This is a genomic window from Novosphingobium soli (assembly GCF_042432915.1).
Lineage (GTDB): Bacteria > Pseudomonadota > Alphaproteobacteria > Sphingomonadales > Sphingomonadaceae > Novosphingobium > Novosphingobium soli.
Genome location: NZ_JBHLWK010000006.1, coordinates 203,987 through 220,894, shown reverse-complemented (window position 1 = coordinate 220,894; position 16,908 = coordinate 203,987). Strand labels below are relative to the sequence as shown.

Annotated in this window: 15 protein-coding genes and 2 pseudogenes; 6 read left to right on the top strand and 11 right to left on the bottom strand. The window is 64.2% G+C overall.

Annotation, left to right across the window (positions count from 1 at the left end; all coding sequences use genetic code 11):
- Window positions 1-2: 2 nt before the first annotated feature.
- The 7 genes from ACFFJC_RS02955 to ACFFJC_RS02925 all read right to left on the bottom strand — a co-directional run bounded on the left by ACFFJC_RS02955 (window position 3) and on the right by ACFFJC_RS02925 (window position 4,707).
- Window positions 3-551 carry a hypothetical protein gene (locus tag ACFFJC_RS02955; RefSeq protein WP_217884242.1) on the bottom strand — a complete coding sequence of 183 codons (549 nt, stop codon included), beginning with the start codon at window positions 549-551 and terminating at the stop codon, window positions 3-5.
- A gap of 2 nt (window positions 552-553) precedes the next feature.
- Window positions 554-775 carry a DUF2933 domain-containing protein gene (locus tag ACFFJC_RS02950; protein ID WP_086485597.1) on the bottom strand — a complete coding sequence of 74 codons (222 nt, stop codon included), beginning with the start codon at window positions 773-775 and terminating at the stop codon, window positions 554-556.
- Between the two features lie 28 nt (window positions 776-803).
- Window positions 804-1,157 (bottom strand): hypothetical protein, encoded by a 354-nt coding sequence (locus ACFFJC_RS02945; RefSeq protein ID WP_140159566.1) that lies wholly within the window; start codon window positions 1,155-1,157, stop codon window positions 804-806.
- Between the two features lie 34 nt (window positions 1,158-1,191).
- The gene (locus ACFFJC_RS02940; protein ID WP_086485599.1) at window positions 1,192-1,593 is read right to left on the bottom strand and encodes a chromate resistance protein ChrB domain-containing protein; all 402 of its coding nucleotides are present in this window, start codon (window positions 1,591-1,593) and stop codon (window positions 1,192-1,194) included.
- 14 nt (window positions 1,594-1,607) lie between these two features.
- Window positions 1,608-2,276 (bottom strand): superoxide dismutase, encoded by a 669-nt coding sequence (locus ACFFJC_RS02935; protein WP_254908043.1) that lies wholly within the window; start codon window positions 2,274-2,276, stop codon window positions 1,608-1,610.
- 71 nt (window positions 2,277-2,347) lie between these two features.
- Window positions 2,348-3,751 (bottom strand): chromate efflux transporter, encoded by a 1,404-nt coding sequence (chrA, locus tag ACFFJC_RS02930; RefSeq protein WP_086485601.1) that lies wholly within the window; start codon window positions 3,749-3,751, stop codon window positions 2,348-2,350.
- A complete protein-coding gene (locus ACFFJC_RS02925; RefSeq protein WP_286866143.1) occupies window positions 3,748-4,707 on the bottom strand; it encodes a chromate resistance protein ChrB domain-containing protein in 960 nt (319 codons plus the stop codon). Before ACFFJC_RS02925 ends, chrA begins: the two co-directional genes overlap by 4 nt.
- A 29-nt stretch (window positions 4,708-4,736) precedes the next feature.
- On the opposite strand from ACFFJC_RS02925, the gene ACFFJC_RS02920 reads away from it, so the two are divergent.
- The 3 genes and pseudogenes from ACFFJC_RS02920 to ACFFJC_RS02910 all read left to right on the top strand — a co-directional run.
- Window positions 4,737-6,110, top strand: a complete 1,374-nt coding sequence (locus tag ACFFJC_RS02920) for an alginate export family protein (protein ID WP_286866144.1) — start codon at window positions 4,737-4,739, stop codon at window positions 6,108-6,110.
- A gap of 245 nt (window positions 6,111-6,355) precedes the next feature.
- Window positions 6,356-6,994: an NAD(P)H-dependent oxidoreductase gene (locus ACFFJC_RS02915; RefSeq protein WP_086485604.1), complete on the top strand. Its 639-nt coding sequence runs from the start codon at window positions 6,356-6,358 to the stop codon at window positions 6,992-6,994.
- 58 nt (window positions 6,995-7,052) lie between these two features.
- Window positions 7,053-7,235: pseudogene (locus tag ACFFJC_RS02910) on the top strand (hypothetical protein); the annotation flags it as partial.
- A gap of 52 nt (window positions 7,236-7,287) precedes the next feature.
- Here ACFFJC_RS02910 and ACFFJC_RS02905 read toward each other — a convergent pair.
- The 4 genes and pseudogenes from ACFFJC_RS02905 to ACFFJC_RS02890 all read right to left on the bottom strand — a co-directional run.
- Window positions 7,288-7,416: pseudogene (locus tag ACFFJC_RS02905) on the bottom strand (HU family DNA-binding protein); the annotation flags it as partial.
- A gap of 74 nt (window positions 7,417-7,490) precedes the next feature.
- Window positions 7,491-9,371, bottom strand: coding sequence for a reverse transcriptase domain-containing protein (locus ACFFJC_RS02900; protein ID WP_379486037.1), 1,881 nt, complete (start codon window positions 9,369-9,371; stop codon window positions 7,491-7,493).
- A 620-nt stretch (window positions 9,372-9,991) separates the two neighbouring features.
- Window positions 9,992-10,162 carry an HU family DNA-binding protein gene (locus ACFFJC_RS02895; RefSeq protein WP_379486036.1) on the bottom strand — a complete coding sequence of 57 codons (171 nt, stop codon included), beginning with the start codon at window positions 10,160-10,162 and terminating at the stop codon, window positions 9,992-9,994.
- A gap of 126 nt (window positions 10,163-10,288) precedes the next feature.
- Window positions 10,289-11,917: a Na+/H+ antiporter gene (locus ACFFJC_RS02890; protein WP_086485606.1), complete on the bottom strand. Its 1,629-nt coding sequence runs from the start codon at window positions 11,915-11,917 to the stop codon at window positions 10,289-10,291.
- Between the two features lie 372 nt (window positions 11,918-12,289).
- Here ACFFJC_RS02890 and ACFFJC_RS02885 point away from each other — a divergent pair, with 372 nt between their 5' ends.
- The 3 genes from ACFFJC_RS02885 to ACFFJC_RS02875 are packed head-to-tail and all read left to right on the top strand — an operon-like array spanning window position 12,290 to window position 16,865.
- Window positions 12,290-14,980: an HAD-IC family P-type ATPase gene (locus tag ACFFJC_RS02885; RefSeq protein WP_086485607.1), complete on the top strand. Its 2,691-nt coding sequence runs from the start codon at window positions 12,290-12,292 to the stop codon at window positions 14,978-14,980.
- Between the two features lie 9 nt (window positions 14,981-14,989).
- The gene (locus ACFFJC_RS02880) at window positions 14,990-15,889 is read left to right on the top strand and encodes a universal stress protein (protein ID WP_086485608.1); all 900 of its coding nucleotides are present in this window, start codon (window positions 14,990-14,992) and stop codon (window positions 15,887-15,889) included.
- A 7-nt stretch (window positions 15,890-15,896) separates the two neighbouring features.
- Window positions 15,897-16,865 carry a calcium/sodium antiporter gene (locus tag ACFFJC_RS02875; protein ID WP_086485609.1) on the top strand — a complete coding sequence of 323 codons (969 nt, stop codon included), beginning with the start codon at window positions 15,897-15,899 and terminating at the stop codon, window positions 16,863-16,865.
- Window positions 16,866-16,908 lie beyond the last annotated feature (43 nt).

Genomic DNA, 16,908 nt, shown 5'->3' with positions numbered 1-16,908 from the left:
GCTTATGCCGCGGACGGCGCGCCGGTTGGACTCGAAAAGGCCGTTGCGGCGTCGGCGACCATGCGGCCAACGCACCAGCGCGCATAGAAGCCGCCGAGCAGCCGGCCCAGCAGCGCGCCGAGCCAACCGCGCGGCAGCCAATAGTCGATCCAGACCGTCAGTTCGCAGCCGCCGGGCGCGTTGGCGATCCGAATGCCCATCTCATAGCCGCCGACGATGACAAGCTGCGGCGTTCCAACCGTGCGCCAGACCTTGCGATACGGCGGCGTCCGCTCGGTCACGACCTCGTCGACCGCCATGGTCAGGCCGAAGGCGGACCCGCCCATATGAATGAGTGAGCCCACGGCCATGCCACGGTTCGCGTCGAACGCGTAGGTCATCCGTCCGCCGCCCATCATCGCGGACGGCTTCTCCATATGCGCGGCAAGACGGGTTTGGTCGTCGAGCCGGGCGAAAACCGCGACCGCTGCGGCGGGCAGCAGGCGTCTCGATTCAAAATGCCGTGGCCGCTGCGTCGGGCGACCTGGATCGCCGAGCGCCGTCGGCGCCATTGTCAGGGCGTCCGCGAGGGCGGCGAAGCATCACCGCCGCTATGGTACTGGTGACCGCCGTGGCCATGATGCATGAACAGGTGCATGAGTGGACAGGCCAGGAACAGCAAATAGGGCAGCGCCCCCAGCGCATGGCCCCAATGGTCGCGCAGCAGCCAGAACAGCGCCGCCGCTACGATCGCGGTGGCGAGCATGATCGCGAAGTTCCTGCTGAAACCGGTCATCGTTTCCCCCTTCGTGGGATCGGCCGCGTTACCGCGGTTTGCTAGTGGGCGGATGGTCGTGGTTGTGCTGCTCCTCGGGTGCCGGAGCGGGCGTCGCGGCGGCCCCGTGGTGCATGCATTTCGTTTCGGCCGTGCCGCCTGTCACGTTACCCGTGGTAGGATGCTGGGCACCGCCCTGTGGCATCGCCTTGCCGTCCATCTTCATTTCATCATGCCTCTGCATCATCGGGCATGGCACTTCCCGCGGCTTGGGGGCCTGGCCCTGCGGCGTCTGGGACTGGCCGGCTGCACCATGATCGCGCGCCTGCGCGAGGGCGGGGGAGGCAAATAGCGGTGCGAAGAGCAGCGCAGCGGCGCATGCGGCGGTTTTGATGGACGTCATCTCGGTTCCTTTCATCGGCACGCACGCGGTTCATTCAGCTTTCTGGAGAATTGTGAGCGCCCTGCGCCAGCATCGCATGATCGTCGGCGTAGATCGCCGACAAGCCGAGCGAGATGGCGAACAGGCCGCCCGATTGCAGGGTCAGGTCGAGCCGAGACGTATCGGCGCCGCGCACGATGACCGCGAGCTGCTGGAGTGCGGCGTCCTCTGTCAGCCCGTATCTGTCGAGGAAGGCATCGAAGCTGCATTTCTCCCCGACATGGCTCAGCTCCGCGCCGGGGATGTCATAGGCGATTGCGCCTTCGGCCTGCGCGACCGCGAACACCTGGTCGGCGGGCACATAGAGAAACTCCGGCGCCTCGTCGATGAACCTCGCCACCAGCCAGGGACAGGCGATCCGGTCGATCTTGGGGCGCTCGCGCGTGACCCATTTCATGGCAACCTCCTGTGTCAGGTGCGGGCGGCGGCGATCGCTTGCGCGTAGCGGCGATCGACCGCCTCCCAATCGAGGTTCTTGAACCAGGCGTCGATATATTTGGCGGCCTGGGTGCCGTAATCCATGTGGAAGCTGTGCTCGTACATATCGAGCACGAGTAGCGGCACGCCGGCCGCAGCGCCGTGCATATGATCCCATGCCCAATGATTATTGAGCGAGCGGGTGTGGAGATTGTAGGCGAGGATCGTCCAGCCCGAGCCGCCCGCGAGGCTCATGCCGGTGCGGCGGAATTCGGCTTCCCAGGTCGCGAACGAGCCGAACGCTGCGGTGATCGCCTCACGCACCGAGCCCGCGGCCTGGCCGTTGCCGCCCAGACCGTCGAAATAGATCTCGTGCAGCACCACCGAGCCGGTGCGGTGCAGTTCCTCGCGCTTGAGGCCGCCATAGAGCGCGGGCGGCGTTTCGCTGTCGGCGAGCGCGGCGGCCAGCCGGGTGCGAACCGCGTTCAGCGTCTTCACCGATCCCTGATAGTTGTTCTCCCAGTGCGAGCGGACCAGCCGCTCCGACAGGCCGTCGAGCTTCGCCGGATCGAACTTCAGGGGCTTGGGCTGATACCCGCCGGCAAAGGCCGGCGCGGGGGCCGGCGCCGGTTGCTGCGCTTCCACGCTATCCATTGCTGCCATTGCAACTGCTCCTGTTCCAAGGGCCTTGACGGCCGTGCGTCGTGAGACTTCCGTCACCCAACCTCTCCTTCTCAAACGATGAGCACATAGGCCGCGCCGAGGCCGGCACAGGCGAACAGTACCGGGATCATGCCGGCCTTGAAGCGGAACACCGCGACCGCCGCGCCGAGGACGAGAACGAGCGCCGGCAGGTTGAGCGACGTGAGCACCGGCACGTCGAACCCGCCGCCGACGATGCCGACGGTCCGCACCTCGCGGAACAGCGTGTGGATCGCGAACCAGAGCGCGAGGTTGAGGATCACGCCGACCACCGCCGCGGTGATCGCGCCGAGCGCGACCGACAGCGCGCGGTTGCCGCGCAGCCGCTCGACGAAGGGCGCGCCCGCGAAGATCCACAGAAAGCAGGGCACGAACGTCACCCAGGTCGTGAGGACCGCGCCCAATGTCGCCGCGACCAGCGGGTGCAATGCTCCGGAATCCCGGAACGCCGCCAGAAAGCCGACGAACTGCGTCACCATGATGAGCGGCCCCGGCGTCGTTTCGGCGAGCCCGAGGCCATCCAGCATCTCGCCGGGCTGGAGCCAGCCATAGGTGCCGACCGCCTCCTGCGCGACATAGGCGAGCACCGCATAGGCGCCGCCGAAGGTCACGACCGCCATCTGGCTGAAGAAGGTCGCGATCCGGCTGAATACGTCGTCGGGGCCGAACAGCGCGAGCATCGCCGCGACCGGCGCCAGCCAAAGGAACAGCAGCGCCCCCGAAATCTTGAGCGACCAGGCGAGATCGGGCCGGGCATGATCGGGCAGTCCTTCGCCGAGCGCGGTATCGCGATCGTGGACGACGTTGCCGCCGCCCGGGCCGTGCCCGCCGCCGCCCTTGAACGCGGAAAAGCCGAGGCGCCCGCCGACATAGCCGCCGAGCGCCGCCGCCAGCACGATCAGCGGGAACGGCGCGCGCAGGAAGAAGATGGCGACGAAAGCCGCCGCCGCGATCCCGCGCATGACGTTGTTCTTGAGCGCGCGCGAGCCGACCCGCACCACCGCCTGGATCACCACCGCGAGCACCGCAGCCTTCAAACCGAAGAACAGCCCCTCGATCAGCGGCGAAGCCCCGAGCAGCACATAGACGAAGCTCAAGGCGAGAATGGCGAGGAAGCCGGGCAGCACGAACAGCGCGCCCGCGACCAGCCCGCCCTTGGTCTTGTGCAAGAGCCAGCCGATATAGGCGGCGAGCTGCTGCGCCTCGGGGCCGGGCAGCAACATGCAATAGTTGAGCGCATGCAGGAACCGCTCCTCGCCGATCCAGCGCTTCTCATCGACGAGGATGCGATGCATCACCGCAATCTGCCCCGCAGGCCCGCCGAAGCTCAGCGACGCGATCCGCGCCCAGACGCGCACTGCCTCGCCGAAAGCTATGCCGTGATCCTTCGCGGGTGCGGCTGCATTTGCGGGTAGCTCGGTCGTGGCGATGCTCATCGCTCGGTCTTTCTCGTGCTGAAATAGGCGTGGAACTGGTCGAGCGCGTCGCCGGCACTGGCGATGCGCTGGAGATCGTCGTCGGTCGAGGCGCAGACGCCCGACAGCATCGCGCCCAGCCCCGGCGTCTCGGGCCGGCCGAACTTGCCGTCGCCGATGTCAAGGTCGTGAATGATCTCGCCGATCACGGCCAATGCCGGATCGCGTTCAAGCTCGGCACGCAGCAGCAAGGTCTCGAAGCTGCACCGATCGCCTTCGTGGGTGAACTCCGCGTCCACCATGTCGAAGCGCAGCTCGCCCGCCTCGGGCGCATGGTTCTTCGCATCGACGAACTTGAAGCTGGCCTTCGGGTCGATGAACCGGCGGATCAGCCAGGCGCAGGCGATGCGGTCGACATGGACGCCGCGCCGCGTCACCCAAACACGGTTCTTGAGATCGGCAGGCGAAAGCGGCGCCGGCTCGCCCGTGCGGCCGATATCCGGATGGGCGTAGCGCTGCTCATCCAGGTCGCGCAGCGCCGCCTCCGCGCCTTGCCGGCCGTGCGCGCCGAAGAAGTCCAGCCGGACGATCTCGGCCAGCCGCCGCTGGAGCTTGGCGATCTCGGGACCCGACGGCGGGCCCGTATCGAGCAAGCGGCGCGCGGCCTGCGCCAACTCCTCATAGTCCGTGTCGCGTGCGGCATCGAACAGGGCGCGCAGCTCGGCGTCGCTCTGCCCGTCGATCATCTGCGCGTCGATCAGCACCGCCTCGCCGCCGCTCGTCGTGATCTCCGTCAGCAGAGCGCGGAAGGCGGCTTCGTTGTCCTCGCGCCACGGCAGGACATGAACCGCGTTCTTGAGCGGCACCGCGCCGATCGCCTGCAGGCGGCGCCAGATCTTGACGCGTAGATAGGGCGGCTTCGCCGGAAGCTGGTGCAGCAAGGCCAGCCAATGCTCGCAGCCGGTTGTGTCGGTCATAGTGCATATGTATCATCGTCAGCGATTCGATGAAACATATATATCTCCTATCGCCCGCCGCGCTGATCGCGGCCGTCGCGCAACCTGCCTCGGCGCAGCAGGCACCGGCGCGTGTCGAGGCGCCGCCGCCGCAGGACGGCCTGACGCTCTCGGGCTCGGTCCGCTTGCGCTACGAGGCGATCGACGGACAGGCGCGAGCCGGGTTCAACACGAGCGACGAGCTTGTGAACCTGCGCACCAACATCCTCGCCGAATACCGCAAGGGTGATGTCCGGTTCGGAGTCGAGCTGTTCGACAGCCGCGTCTGGGGCGACGATGCCGGAACGCCGGTGACGACCAACGAGGTCAATACGCTGGAGCCGGTCCAGGCTTATGTGGCAGCCGACTTCAACGGCGCCTTCGGCCGGGGCACGAAGCTCACGCTCACCGCAGGCCGCATGACGCTCAACCTGGGATCGCGGCGGCTCGTGGCCGCGGACGATTATCGCAACACCACCAACGGCTATACCGGGCTTCGCGCTGACATCTCGGCACCGCAGGGCTGGAAGGCCACGTTCATCTACACGCTGCCACAGGTCCGGTTGCCCGACGACAACGAAGGCATCCGCGATTCCAAGGTGCGCCTCGACAGGGAGAGCTTCGATCTCGTTCTTTGGGGCGGCCAGCTCAGCAAGGCCAAGGCGCTCGGTCCGGCGACGGCGGAGCTGACCTATTTCCACGTCGGCGAGCGCGACGCGCCGGGCCGTCCGACCCGCGACCGCTCGCTCGATACCTTCGGCGGGAGGCTCATCGCCGAGCCGCGCACGGGCGCGTTCGACTACGAGATCGAGGCGCTATACCAGGTCGGCCATGTGAGCGCTTCATTGGTGCCGACCGCGGCCCGGCAGTCGGTCAGCGCCAGTTTCATCCATGCCGATGTCGGCTACAGCTTCGCCGGACCCTGGAAACCACGTCTTTCGGTCGAGTTCGACCGCGCGAGCGGCGACAAGCCGGGCGGGCGTTTCGGCCGGTTCGACACGCTGTTCGGGATGCGGCGCGCCGATCTGGCGCCCGCCGGCCTCTACAATGCGGTTGCTCGCGCCAACATCATGACGCCGGGCGTCCGGATCGAGGCGACGCCCAGCAAGCGGCTCGACTGGTTCGCGGTCTACCGGCCGATGTGGCTCGCCGCCGACGAAGACAGCTTCTCCACGACCGGCGTGCGCGATAGCTCAGCACAATCGGGCGGTTTCGCGGGACACCAGATCGAAGCGCGCGTTCGCTACTGGATTATGCCGACACGGCTGCGCTTCGAGTTTGATGGCCTGTTGCTCGCCAAGGGTCGGTTCCTTCGCGACGCGCCCAACGCGCCGCCGGGGCGGTGGACGCGCTATGGTTCATTCAATCTCACGGGGAGCTTCTGATCACCAAGGGCGTGTCCGCGCAGCAATCGGAACGCTGCAGTGTGAAACATAGGAGGGGCCCCTTGGAAGGGCGGTTGCGCTGCCGGTCTCTTGCCATGCGCCACGAGCGAATACGACCTGGCCGCGAATTAACCGACCCCGCGGCGCGTCCGATCAGGCGGGGCACTTTTCCTGGCGAGCGTCACGTGATTGCGCGCTGGATGTGATATGACCGGCTTACTCTGAAGGCAGGCGGAGCCAGGTGGATGCGTGTTCTGATTCTCGATGGGCATCCCGACGATGGCCGCCTCATCACGCATCTGCTCGACCATTATCACGCCAAGGTCGCGTCGGATGCGGAAGTCGAGCGCATCGCCCTGCGCGATCTCGATTTCGATCCGATCCTGCGGCACGGTTACAAAGTCGTGCAGCCCTGGGAGCCCGACCTTGAGCGCGTCGGCGCCGCCATCGCCGCCTGCGACCATCTCGTTGTCGCTTTCCCGATGTGGTGGGGCAGCGAGCCGGCCCAGCTTAAGGGGCTGATCGACCGCGTGCTGCTGCCCGGCTTCGCCTTCCGCTATCACCGCGATAATCCCCTCTGGGACCGGCTGCTAGCCGGGCGCTCGGCTGATGTGCTCATCACCACCGATACGCCGTCCTGGTATCTGCGCTGGGCCTACGGCAATCCGGTGGTGCGGCGCTGGCGCGGCCAGATACTCGGCTTCTGTGGCTTCAAGCCGCTGCGGATCACGAAGTTCGGTCCGGTGCGCCAAGGCGGCGTCGAGAAGAACATCGCCGCGTGGTGCGGCAAGATCGAGCGGCTGGCGGCTTCCGCATTTGCTCTGCGGCGCGGCACCAGGCTCCAGGCCGTTCTCCCGAACGATTGGTCCGACGACTTCCGCTGAAGTTGTGCAGAGCATTTTGCAAGACGATGCTGCAAAGTCTCCTGTGAAGGAAATCCTTCTCGTTCGCGCCGGGATCCTGCATCGGCACTATCAGGGCTATCGGGTCGACCACCATAATCGCGGCACCCAGCGCCAAGCGTTCTACACGCTTTCTCCCATCGCTCGAAAGCTGCTCCAGACAGGCCATGCCCAGTCAGCACCGCCACAGCACCCACGACAAGGCTCGTTGGCCCTCGGTTGAGCGATCTGATCGCGCCGCCCCGGCTTATGCTAAGAGGCACCGCCGATCGGGGTTACGGGTTGAGCTTGTCCTTCAAGGCCTTGGCGGCCGAAAAGCCCAACTTGCGCGATGCCTTGATGGTCATTGCCTCGCCGGTTGTCGGATTGCGGCCTTCCCGCGCAGGGCTGTCCTTGACCTTGAAGTCGGGTAGGGAGGAGGCTGGTCGAAGACACGGACCTCTCTCCCTCCCACGGAACCGGACTTGATAGTTTCCCATCATCCGGCTCCTATGCTCGCCTGCCGTTCGATCTCGTGGAGCCGCTGGTGCAGCCGACCTGCATGGAGAGCATCATGGCAGGGAGCGCACGCAATTGTCCGTTTCCGGTATCGCGCCGCCCTTGTCCGGGCCAGCCACGTTTGGTCAGCGACGTCGGCCAGTCGACGCACATGATGCACATCGACCGGCATGTCCTCGGCCCCGCAGTAGTCGCATGTGCGCGTGCGGAGCCGGTCGATGATGTCCGTGCGCCCCCAGAACCAGAAGGTTTTCTGGTCATAGTCGACGCGCGGATCAGTGCCGACACGCTTTGAAGCGACATGCTTGAGTTGGAAGACCGCCACAAAGCGACGCCCCTCCTTGGTCTCAAGCCACAGACCATGATCCCCGCCGCGTCGCTGCAACAACCTCTGGAACACCTTGGCGATGCTGCATTTGTGCTTTCTCGCCAAGGTTTTCATCAAGCTGAACCACCACACCCGTTGGAGTGGGGCCATTTCACGTTTCCAGTTGTTGCCCAACTGATAATATCCAACCAACCCGCGCAGCCATGCGTTGTACGCAATGATGATCGACACGTCGGAACTGAGAGTCATTTCCGGGCGCATCTTCCCTCGGATCGCGTGATAGCTGCCGAGCCGATTCCGCGTCGCGAAGGCCGCCAACTTGTCCCGAGGGACGTGTAAACGGATGCCGCGATCGGCGGTCCTGCGGACAAACGGCCTCCCATTGGGAGAGATAACCTTCCGCGCGCCAAAGGTGCGTCGGGGTGAGCGAACCGTATATCCGAGGAACGAGACGCCGCCATCGTCCGCCTTGGTGATGCCGCTCTTTTCCGGAGCGACATCGAGCCGAAGCCCGTCCTTCAGGAAGGTCGTAACCTCAGCAAGCACGTCGCGTGCTTCCTGCTTCGTGCCGATTACCGCGATCAGGAAGTCATCGGCATATCGAACATAGCGCAGGCGCCGGTAGTGCGTGTCCCGGTAATCCTTGGAAGGGAGTTTCCGGGCAGCGGCGATGAGCGGTTGCAGTTGTGCGCGAAGCTGCTCGGCTGCGGCCATGCGGCCTTCGCGTCTCAGCTTCGCGATCCGCCGACGATAGTAATTTCCGGTGGAGATCAGCTTCCGATATTCTGGATTGACCGGTCGCGCGTTGCCGCGGTCGAACCGGGCGATGACCGCGTCCATATAGCCATCCAGTTCATGCAGGTAGATGTTGGCGAGCAACGGTGAGATCACGCCACCCTGAGGGGTGCCGCTGTAGGTCTCATGCCACCGCCAGTCCTCCAGATAGCCGGCCTTCAACATTCCCCGGATCAGCTTCAAGAAGCGCTCGTCATCGATACGCCGCCGCAACAGATCGAGGAGGATGTCGTGGTCGATATTGTCGAAGAACCCCGCAATATCGGCCTCGACCAGCCATACCGTCCCGGCCCACGTCTTCTGGATTGATGCCAGTGCCGTGTGGCAGGACCGTCCGGGCCTGAACCCATGCGAGCGGTGCGAGAAGATGGGTTCGTAGATTTGCTCCAGAACCAGCTTCACCGCGCCTTGCACGAGCTTATCATCGGCGTCGGGAATGCCCAGCGGGCGCAGTTTCCCGTTCGCTTTGGGGATGTAATGCCTGCGCGTTGGGCGAAAGCGGTAGCTCCCCTCTTTCACCTTGGCGATGATTCCTTCGAGCCGTTCAATCGAGAACCGATCAAAGGTCTTTCGGGTCACGCCCGGCGTCAAAGCACCCGCGTTGCGGGCGACCGCCTCATAGGCCTGTTCCCATATCTTGGGGCAGCCGAGAAGACGATGAAGGCCGTTAATCCGCTTTCCTTGCCGCGACAGGGTAGGTAGCGAGGCCAAGCGCTTTTCCACGACATCGACATGCATCAGCAGGTCTCGAGCGTCGTCGTCATGCGATTTTCCTCATGCGAGCACGCCGCCCTTCACCCAGCTGGCGAGGATCCCCGTCCGGTCGCCCGGCGCGTTTCACCCGCAGTCGTCCGCTCGCGGCGGCTGTCCCGGACATTACTCCGGGCGTTCGGCTACTATGGCGGCTCCGTCGCCATGCGGGTCTGGTGAAGCCAGCCCGTTTAGGCGATCCCACGTTTCTCACGATGTGAAGTTCCGGCGCACACAGGTGTCTCGTTCGACCGTTCGGTCCCCGGCAGGGGATGGAGAGCACGGCTGGGGCAGAATGGACGGGCAAATTTCGTCATTCTCCGGGATGTGCCGCTGCGCGGTTCATCCAACTATGCTCGATGACGCATCGGCTATCATTGCGCGTCACCACTGGGCTTCTTGTTCCTCGGTCTGAGATTCAGGCAATCCAGCTTTCACCATACGCGCCTTGCCCTGATCGATCAGGCCGCGATAGCTGCGACGGTCTCGACCTTTTGCCGACATGCTATGGTCCCCTGCCGGGTTTCCCCGGTTGCAGCCGTTACCGGCCAAGGTAAGTCGGTGGGCACGGGTAATTCCCAGCTAACCCGGTAGCATCTGCTACGCTTCTACATCGCGCCTACGTGGCGCACCTTGCCGAAGCCGTTGAATGAGATTTCCCCACCTTTCGCCGCGGCCTCGCCAATCCCGGCGAACATCGCATCGACAAGCTTGCGCGCATCGGCCTTGGTGATGCCGTGTTCACGGGCGATCTTTTTGGCAAGATCATTGTTGTTCATGAAAAATACCTCTCCTGAGCTGAATTTCGGTCGCAGGGCTTCATAACGGGCGAGGCATGGCGCGCCTCCTTCCAATCCTGACCGCGCTGGCTTCATAACGAAATGCCTCACAGGCGAGGCACTATCTCATCCTGCAAGCCGCGTCTCGAAGAGATCCAGTTCTCGGATGAGCTTGCGCGCGGCCTCGCTGCCCAGTTGTCGGTTGCGAACCCGCCGGGATATTTCCTCCCGCTCGGCCTTGAGCGCGGCGAGCCGCAATTCGCGTTCGATCTTCTCGTCGCGCCGGTGAACATCCTTCTGCTCGGGCTCGGCGATCTGATGATCGATCCGATCACGGTATAAATCCATGAGCCGCGACGCGACATTAACGTAAGTGTCCGGATCCCTCTTGCCGTTGGCGAGGCGATGTTGCGTTCGTTCGATCTCGCCGATCGCCGCTTCCGCGGCAGCAACGCGCGCGGCATCCACCTCGGCCTCTCCCGTCGGCTCGGGTGGCATCTCGAGGCTCCGCATCATCAAGGGCAGACCGATGGATGCGGCAATCAGCGACAGAATGATCACGCCCATCGCCAGGAATATCGCGAGATCGCGGGCGGGGAAGGGCGAGCCGTCCACCATCGCAAGCGGGAGGGTGAGCACACCGGCCAGCGTGATCGCGCCTCGCACACCGGCGAAGGACATCGCCCCGATGATCCGCCAATTCGGGCGCTCTCGGTCCTCCGGCCGACGGAACAAGGTCAGGCGGAACGACAACCACACCCAGGCGAAACGAAGCGCTGCGAGTCCAGAATTGATCGCGATGACATAAACACCCAGCCACCACGGTTCGTGATGACCGGTGAGACGCACGGTATCGGCGGCATCGGCGAGGATCGTTGGCAGTTGCTCGCCCAACAGCACGAAGATGACCCCGTTGGCGGTGAACTGGATCATGTCCCACACCGCTGTTCTTCGGATGCGTGTGACAGCCAGGGCATTCCCGCGCGCCTCAACGAAACCCATGGTAAGCCCGGCTGCGACGGTTGCGAGGATTCCTGAACAATGGAGATGCTCGGCGATCAGATAGGCGCCGAACGGGATGAGCAGGCTAATCAGGATCTGCGAGCCGCTTTCCTCGCCCACGTATCGCGTGACGATGCTCTTCGCCCAACCGACAAGCCAGGTCAGCGCTATCCCGACGGCGATTCCGCCGATCGCGACCCACAGGAAATTAATCGCTGCCTCCCCCAGGGAAAAGGCGCCAGTCAACGCGGCGGCGACCGCAAAACGCAAGCATACGAGACCCGAGGCATCGTTGAGCAGGGATTCTCCCTCGAGGATATGCATCATCCGCTTGGGAACGGGGGTGCGCTGGGCGATTGCGGAGACCGCTATCGGATCGGTCGGCGATACTACTGCGGCGAGGGCGAACGCCACCGCAAGCGGCATCGCCGGGATCATCCAGTTGATGAAGAATCCCATGCCCAGCACAGTGAACACGACCAGTCCAAGCGCAAGCTCGAGGATGGTCGACCGATCCTTGAACAGATCCTCCCGCGGGATGCGCCAGCCATCGAGAAACAAGAGCGGCGGCAGAAAGAGTAGGAAGAAAATCTCCGGATCGAGCGTTACGCGCCAGTCTGCGACCAGTCCGACTGCGGCGCCCAGGGCGATCTGCACCAGCGGCCGCGGTATCGGGAGCGGAAGCAACCGAGCCAGTATGCCGCTTACGACGACGGCGAAAAGTAAAGTCAGGACAAGCGTTACGGTTTCCAAAAGCGGCCTCGAACAAGCGGGGAGGGTCGGTGTCTCCTTGGACTCTTAGCGGGATGGGCCGTTCATGCCAGCCTTGTTCGAGGTCCGCAGAGGCGATCTACCCTGCGGTTCGCGAACACCCCGATCGCACCCAGCGCGGGTCCTGCGAACGCACTCGTCCATTTCTAAACCCCAGCCTATCGGGCGGTGGGAGCAGCGTCTCTACGGATATAACCGGATTGCGATCTACCCGGTCTCTCCAGCTAGTTGATCCCAGTTATCGATCGAATTGGAGGACTTCGGAGCCCAGTTCAGGAACCAAAGGAAGCGAGGTCTGGCCCACGCTTCCGTGTGCTCAATTCCCATGATCCGAACCTATCCCAAGGAGGCTTGATGTCGGCGCCCATCGATTTGGAAGAAGTGTGCTGGCATGCGTTACCGAGCAGCGAGATCGCCAAGATCCTCGACGTGGATCTTACCGGCCTCTCGCCTTCGGAAGTAGGCCGACAAGCTACCCGTTTTGGTCCCAATGCGCTGCCCAAGTCGCCTCGGCGGAGCCCGTTGCTGCGCTTTCTGGCCCAGTTCAACAATACCCTGATCTACGTTCTGATCGCCGGGGCGCTGGCAGCCGCGCTGCTCGACCATATGATCGATGCGGCTGTCATCGTGGCCGTCGTAATTGTGAATGCGGTTATCGGCCATATCCAGGAAGGGAAGGCGGAACAGGCTCTCGAAGCGATCCAGCAGATGATCGCGCCAAAGGCGAGCGTTGTCCGCAGCGGCATCAGGCAGACGATCCCGGTCTCCGAGATCGTCCCTGGCGATCTTGTCCTCATCGAAGCTGGCGATCGTGTCCCGGCCGACCTCAGGCTGCTCCATGCCCGCCGCCTCCTGATCGACGAAGCCCTTCTGACCGGGGAGTCGGTCGCGGCCGAGAAGCAGGAGGCGGTGCTGCCCGAAGAGACCGTTCTCGCAGACCGGCGAAACATGGCCTTCTCCGGCACGCTGGTCGCCGCCGGACAAGCGAACGGAATTGCCGTTGCCACCGGGCCCCACACGCAGATCGGACGGATCAGCGAGCTAATCCAGTCCGTCGAAGCGATGGTGACGCCGCTGCTGAAGCAGATCGACCAGTTCGCCCGTCGCTTTACTTGGTTCGTGCTCGCAGGAGGCCTGGCGCTGTTTGCGTTCGCCGTTCTGGTGCGGGGCTACGACTGGATCGATGCTCTGATCGCCGTTGTCGCGCTTGCCGTCGGCATTGTGCCGGAAGGTCTGCCGGCAGTCATTACCATCACGCTTGCCATAGGCGTGCGCCGGATGGCTTCCCGGAATGCCGTTATCCGCAAGCTCCCTGCGGTTGAAACGCTCGGCGCCACTTCGGTGATCTGCTCGGACAAGACCGGCACGCTTACGCGCAACGAGATGACGGCCCGCCGGATCATCTCCGCCCGGCACACCATGATCGCCAGCGGCTCAGGCTACATTCCGGAGGGACATCTCCAGATCGCGGGAACAGGCGATCAGGCCGACGCCATGGCGGCCTCTATGCCGCTGATCCGCTGTGGTATCCTGTGCAACGATGCGTCACTGCGCAAGGTTGGCGAAGACTGGCGCGTCGAGGGCGATCCCATGGAAGGCGCCCTGTTCGCCCTGGCAATGAAGGCTGCCGTCGACCCGGAACTGGAACGTACGGAATGGGAGCGGCTCGACGAGATCCCGTTCGATGCGGCGCACCGCTTCATGGCGACGCTTTGTCGTGGGTCTGACGGAGCGACGGCTCTCCTCGTCAAAGGCGCACCCGAGGCCCTCTTCGCGATGACCTCGCCCGACGACATCGGCGATTGGGAACGCGCCATCGCTGAAGCCGGAAACGAGGGCGAGCGTGTCCTCGCCTTTGGAGCGAAGCCCATGCCGTCGGATGCAGAGCGCATCTCGTTCGACGACGTCATGGCCGGCGTCCGGCTGCTCGGACTGGTCGGCTTCATCGATCCACCGCGCCTCGAGGCGAAGGAGGCGATCGCCGAATGCCGCTCGGCCGGGATCGCCGTCAAGATGATCACGGGAGACCATGCCGCGACGGCGCTGGCAATCGCGCGCCAGCTCGAGCTTGCCGACGATCCGCAAGCGATGACCGGGCTCGATATCGAGAAGCTCTCGGACGAGGAACTCGAACGGATCGTCGCTCGCATCTCCGTGTTCGCCCGGACCAGTCCCGAGCACAAGCTTCGCATCGTCCGCGCCCTGCAGGCACAGGGCCAGATCGTCGCCATGACCGGCGATGGCGTGAACGATGCCCCGTCGCTCAAGCAGGCCGATGTCGGCGTGGCGATGGGCATCAAGGGGACCGAAGCCTCGAAGGAAGCCGCCTCCATGGTGCTCCTCGACGACAATTTTGCATCGATCGTCAGCGCCGTACGCGAGGGCAGGACCGTTTACGACAATATCCGGAAAGTCATTTCCTGGGAAATCCCCACCAATGGCGGCGAGACACTGGCGGTCGTTCTGGCGATCCTCTTGGGATTTGCTCTGCCAATGTCAGCAACCCAGATCCTGTGGGTCAATCTCATCCTCGCCGCGACGCTCGGTCTGGTGCTCGCTTTCGAACCCACCGAGCCAGGCGTAATGCAGCGTCGCCCACGCAAACGCGGCGCGCCTCTGCTTTCGCCATTTCTCCTGTGGCGCGTCGTGCTGGTGTCCGTGCTGTTTGCCGCGGTCACCCTCGGCCTCTTCTTCCACACGCTCGATCAGGGCCGCGGCCTCGAAGTGGCGCGCACGATGGTCGTCAACATGTTCATCGTCGCGGAGATTTTCTACCTCTTCAACGTCCGCTATCTGCACATGACGTCCCTGACGTGGCGCGGCGCGCTGGGAACCCCCGCCGTGTTGATCGCGATTGCGATCCTGCTCCTTGGCCAGGCGCTCTTCACCTACGCCCCGTTCATGAACGCGATCTTCGGCTCGCGACCGCTCACCGTTGACGACCTTGCGCTGCTCGTGCTCGCCGGCGCGGCTCTCATGCTCCTGCTCGAGGGCGAAAAGCACCTCATGCGGCGTCTGGGCTGGTTCAAGGAACTCAACGACTAGGAGGACGAAATGACCCAGGACACTTTCCCCAAACGTATCGCGCTTGCAACCGACCTCAGCCATCGTTGCGACCGCGCGCTCGACCGGGCCCTGATGGTCGCCAAGGCGTGGCAGGCCGAACTCACAGTCATCCACGCGCTTGCCCCACCCGACGATATTACCCTGTTCGGGAGCCTGCGCGACCAGCCATCCTGGCGTCGCCCGCCTGACCCGGTTCGAAAGGTCCGCGATCGAATGTTCCGGGATCTGGTGCGCGAGGACCCGAACATCGACATCGCAGTCCATGTCGAGGCGGGAGCGCCTGCAGATGTCGTCCTGAAGGTCATCCGGAAATCCCATGCGGAGCTGATCGTCACCGGCGTCGCCCGCGACGAACTACTGGCGCGCATGTTCCTTGGCGACACTGTCGACCGGCTGATCCGCAAGTCTCCCGTTCCCGTTCTCATCGTCCGCGACCGCGCCTTCGAGCGCTATCACAACATGCTCGTCACGACGGATTTTTCGAAGTCTTCCCGTGTCGCGCTCGAGACGGCCGTCCGGTTCTTCCCAGATGCGGGCATCTCGCTCTTCCACGCCTATGACGTGCCCTTTGCCGGCTATCTCGGCCGCGCGGAAGTCGAGAAGCAATTCGAGGACTATGGCAAGGACGCGACCGACAAGTTCCTGGCCGAAGCCGGGATCGCGCCCGATACGGCTCGCATGGTCAGCCGCATGATCGAAAACGGAGTGCCCGAGCGGCTGTTGCAGGACTATGCCGAGACTTCGCGGCGCCATCTCACCGTGGTGGGGACTCATGGCGGCGGCATGGTCTATGAAGCCCTGATCGGAAGCACGGCGCGCAAGATCATCGATGCCGTGCCCGGCGACGTCCTCCTCGTGCCCGATCCCGCGAAGCGCAAGGCAGACTGACCTCCCGATGACTCTTGCGATCGTCTGGATCTGCGTCGGGCTTGCCGCATTGATCGCTGGCGCCGAACTGCTCGTGAGAAGCGGGTCGGCTCTGGCGGCACGCCTCGGCGTTTCACCCCTGCTGATCGGACTCACCGTCGTCGCGCTCGGAACGAGCACTCCGGAGCTGGCTGTCGGCATCGATGCCGCCGTTCAGGGCAACGGCTCGCTTGCGGTGGGGAATATCGCCGGCACCAATACCGTCAACATCCTCCTTATCCTCGGGCTGAGCGCCGCGCTGCGGCCGCTGGCGATCCAGATGCAGACACTGCGCCTGGAACTCCCCGTGATCGTCATCGCCTCGGCCACGCTGCTCGCCTTCGCATGGGACGGCACGCTCTCGCGGTTGGAGGGGCTCCTACTCGTCACCATGGGCGCGGCGTTCACGCTGGCGGTCATCCGCGTCGCCCGGCAAGAGAGCATTAAGGTCAAGTTGGAATTTGCCCGTGAGTACGGGCCCCGGCGCCTCGCCAATCGCCAGGCGGCCACCGAGATGCTGATGCTTGCCGCCGGCCTTGTCATCATCGTCGCCGGCGCCGACTGGCTCGTCGAGGGTGCCGTCGGTTTGGCACGTCTCTGGCGCGTCTCGGACGCATTCATAGGTCTGACCATCGTCGCCATCGGCACCTCAGCGCCCGAACTCGTGACCACGATCATTTCCACCTTCCGAGGTGAGCGTGACATCGCCATCGGCAACCTGATCGGCAGCAGCGTCTACAACATTCTTGTGATCCTTGGCGTGACCTGCCTCATTCCGGCCGATGGCATCGACGTCAACACTCACCTTATCGGCATCGATATCCCGGTGATGCTAGGCGTAGCGTTGTTCTGCATTCCGGTTTTCGTTAGCGGCCGCAAGATCACGCGGGGCGAGGGTGGCCTCTTCGTGAGTGCCTACGTGGCGTACCTTAGCTACCTCATCATACAGCGTGCATGAGATGAGCCGTTTCCCGCCGGCGCGTATCCGAAGGCCGACAGCG

What these genes read in the sequence shown, in the direction of transcription:
- ACFFJC_RS02955 (WP_217884242.1), bottom strand. Translation starts at nt 551, where the DNA reads ATGGCGCCGACGGCGCTCGGCGATCCAGGTCGCCCGACGCAGCGGCCA.
- ACFFJC_RS02950 (WP_086485597.1), bottom strand. Translation starts at nt 775, where the DNA reads ATGACCGGTTTCAGCAGGAACTTCGCGATCATGCTCGCCACCGCGATC.
- ACFFJC_RS02945 (WP_140159566.1), bottom strand. Translation starts at nt 1,157, where the DNA reads ATGACGTCCATCAAAACCGCCGCATGCGCCGCTGCGCTGCTCTTCGCA.
- ACFFJC_RS02940 (WP_086485599.1), bottom strand. Translation starts at nt 1,593, where the DNA reads ATGAAATGGGTCACGCGCGAGCGCCCCAAGATCGACCGGATCGCCTGT.
- ACFFJC_RS02935 (WP_254908043.1), bottom strand. Translation starts at nt 2,276, where the DNA reads ATGGCAGCAATGGATAGCGTGGAAGCGCAGCAACCGGCGCCGGCCCCC.
- chrA (WP_086485601.1), bottom strand. Translation starts at nt 3,751, where the DNA reads ATGAGCATCGCCACGACCGAGCTACCCGCAAATGCAGCCGCACCCGCG.
- ACFFJC_RS02925 (WP_286866143.1), bottom strand. Translation starts at nt 4,707, where the DNA reads ATGACCGACACAACCGGCTGCGAGCATTGGCTGGCCTTGCTGCACCAG.
- ACFFJC_RS02920 (WP_286866144.1), top strand. Translation starts at nt 4,737, where the DNA reads ATGAAACATATATATCTCCTATCGCCCGCCGCGCTGATCGCGGCCGTC.
- ACFFJC_RS02915 (WP_086485604.1), top strand. Translation starts at nt 6,356, where the DNA reads ATGCGTGTTCTGATTCTCGATGGGCATCCCGACGATGGCCGCCTCATC.
- ACFFJC_RS02900 (WP_379486037.1), bottom strand. Translation starts at nt 9,371, where the DNA reads ATGCATGTCGATGTCGTGGAAAAGCGCTTGGCCTCGCTACCTACCCTG.
- ACFFJC_RS02895 (WP_379486036.1), bottom strand. Translation starts at nt 10,162, where the DNA reads ATGAACAACAATGATCTTGCCAAAAAGATCGCCCGTGAACACGGCATC.
- ACFFJC_RS02885 (WP_086485607.1), top strand. Translation starts at nt 12,290, where the DNA reads ATGTCGGCGCCCATCGATTTGGAAGAAGTGTGCTGGCATGCGTTACCG.
- ACFFJC_RS02880 (WP_086485608.1), top strand. Translation starts at nt 14,990, where the DNA reads ATGACCCAGGACACTTTCCCCAAACGTATCGCGCTTGCAACCGACCTC.
- ACFFJC_RS02875 (WP_086485609.1), top strand. Translation starts at nt 15,897, where the DNA reads ATGACTCTTGCGATCGTCTGGATCTGCGTCGGGCTTGCCGCATTGATC.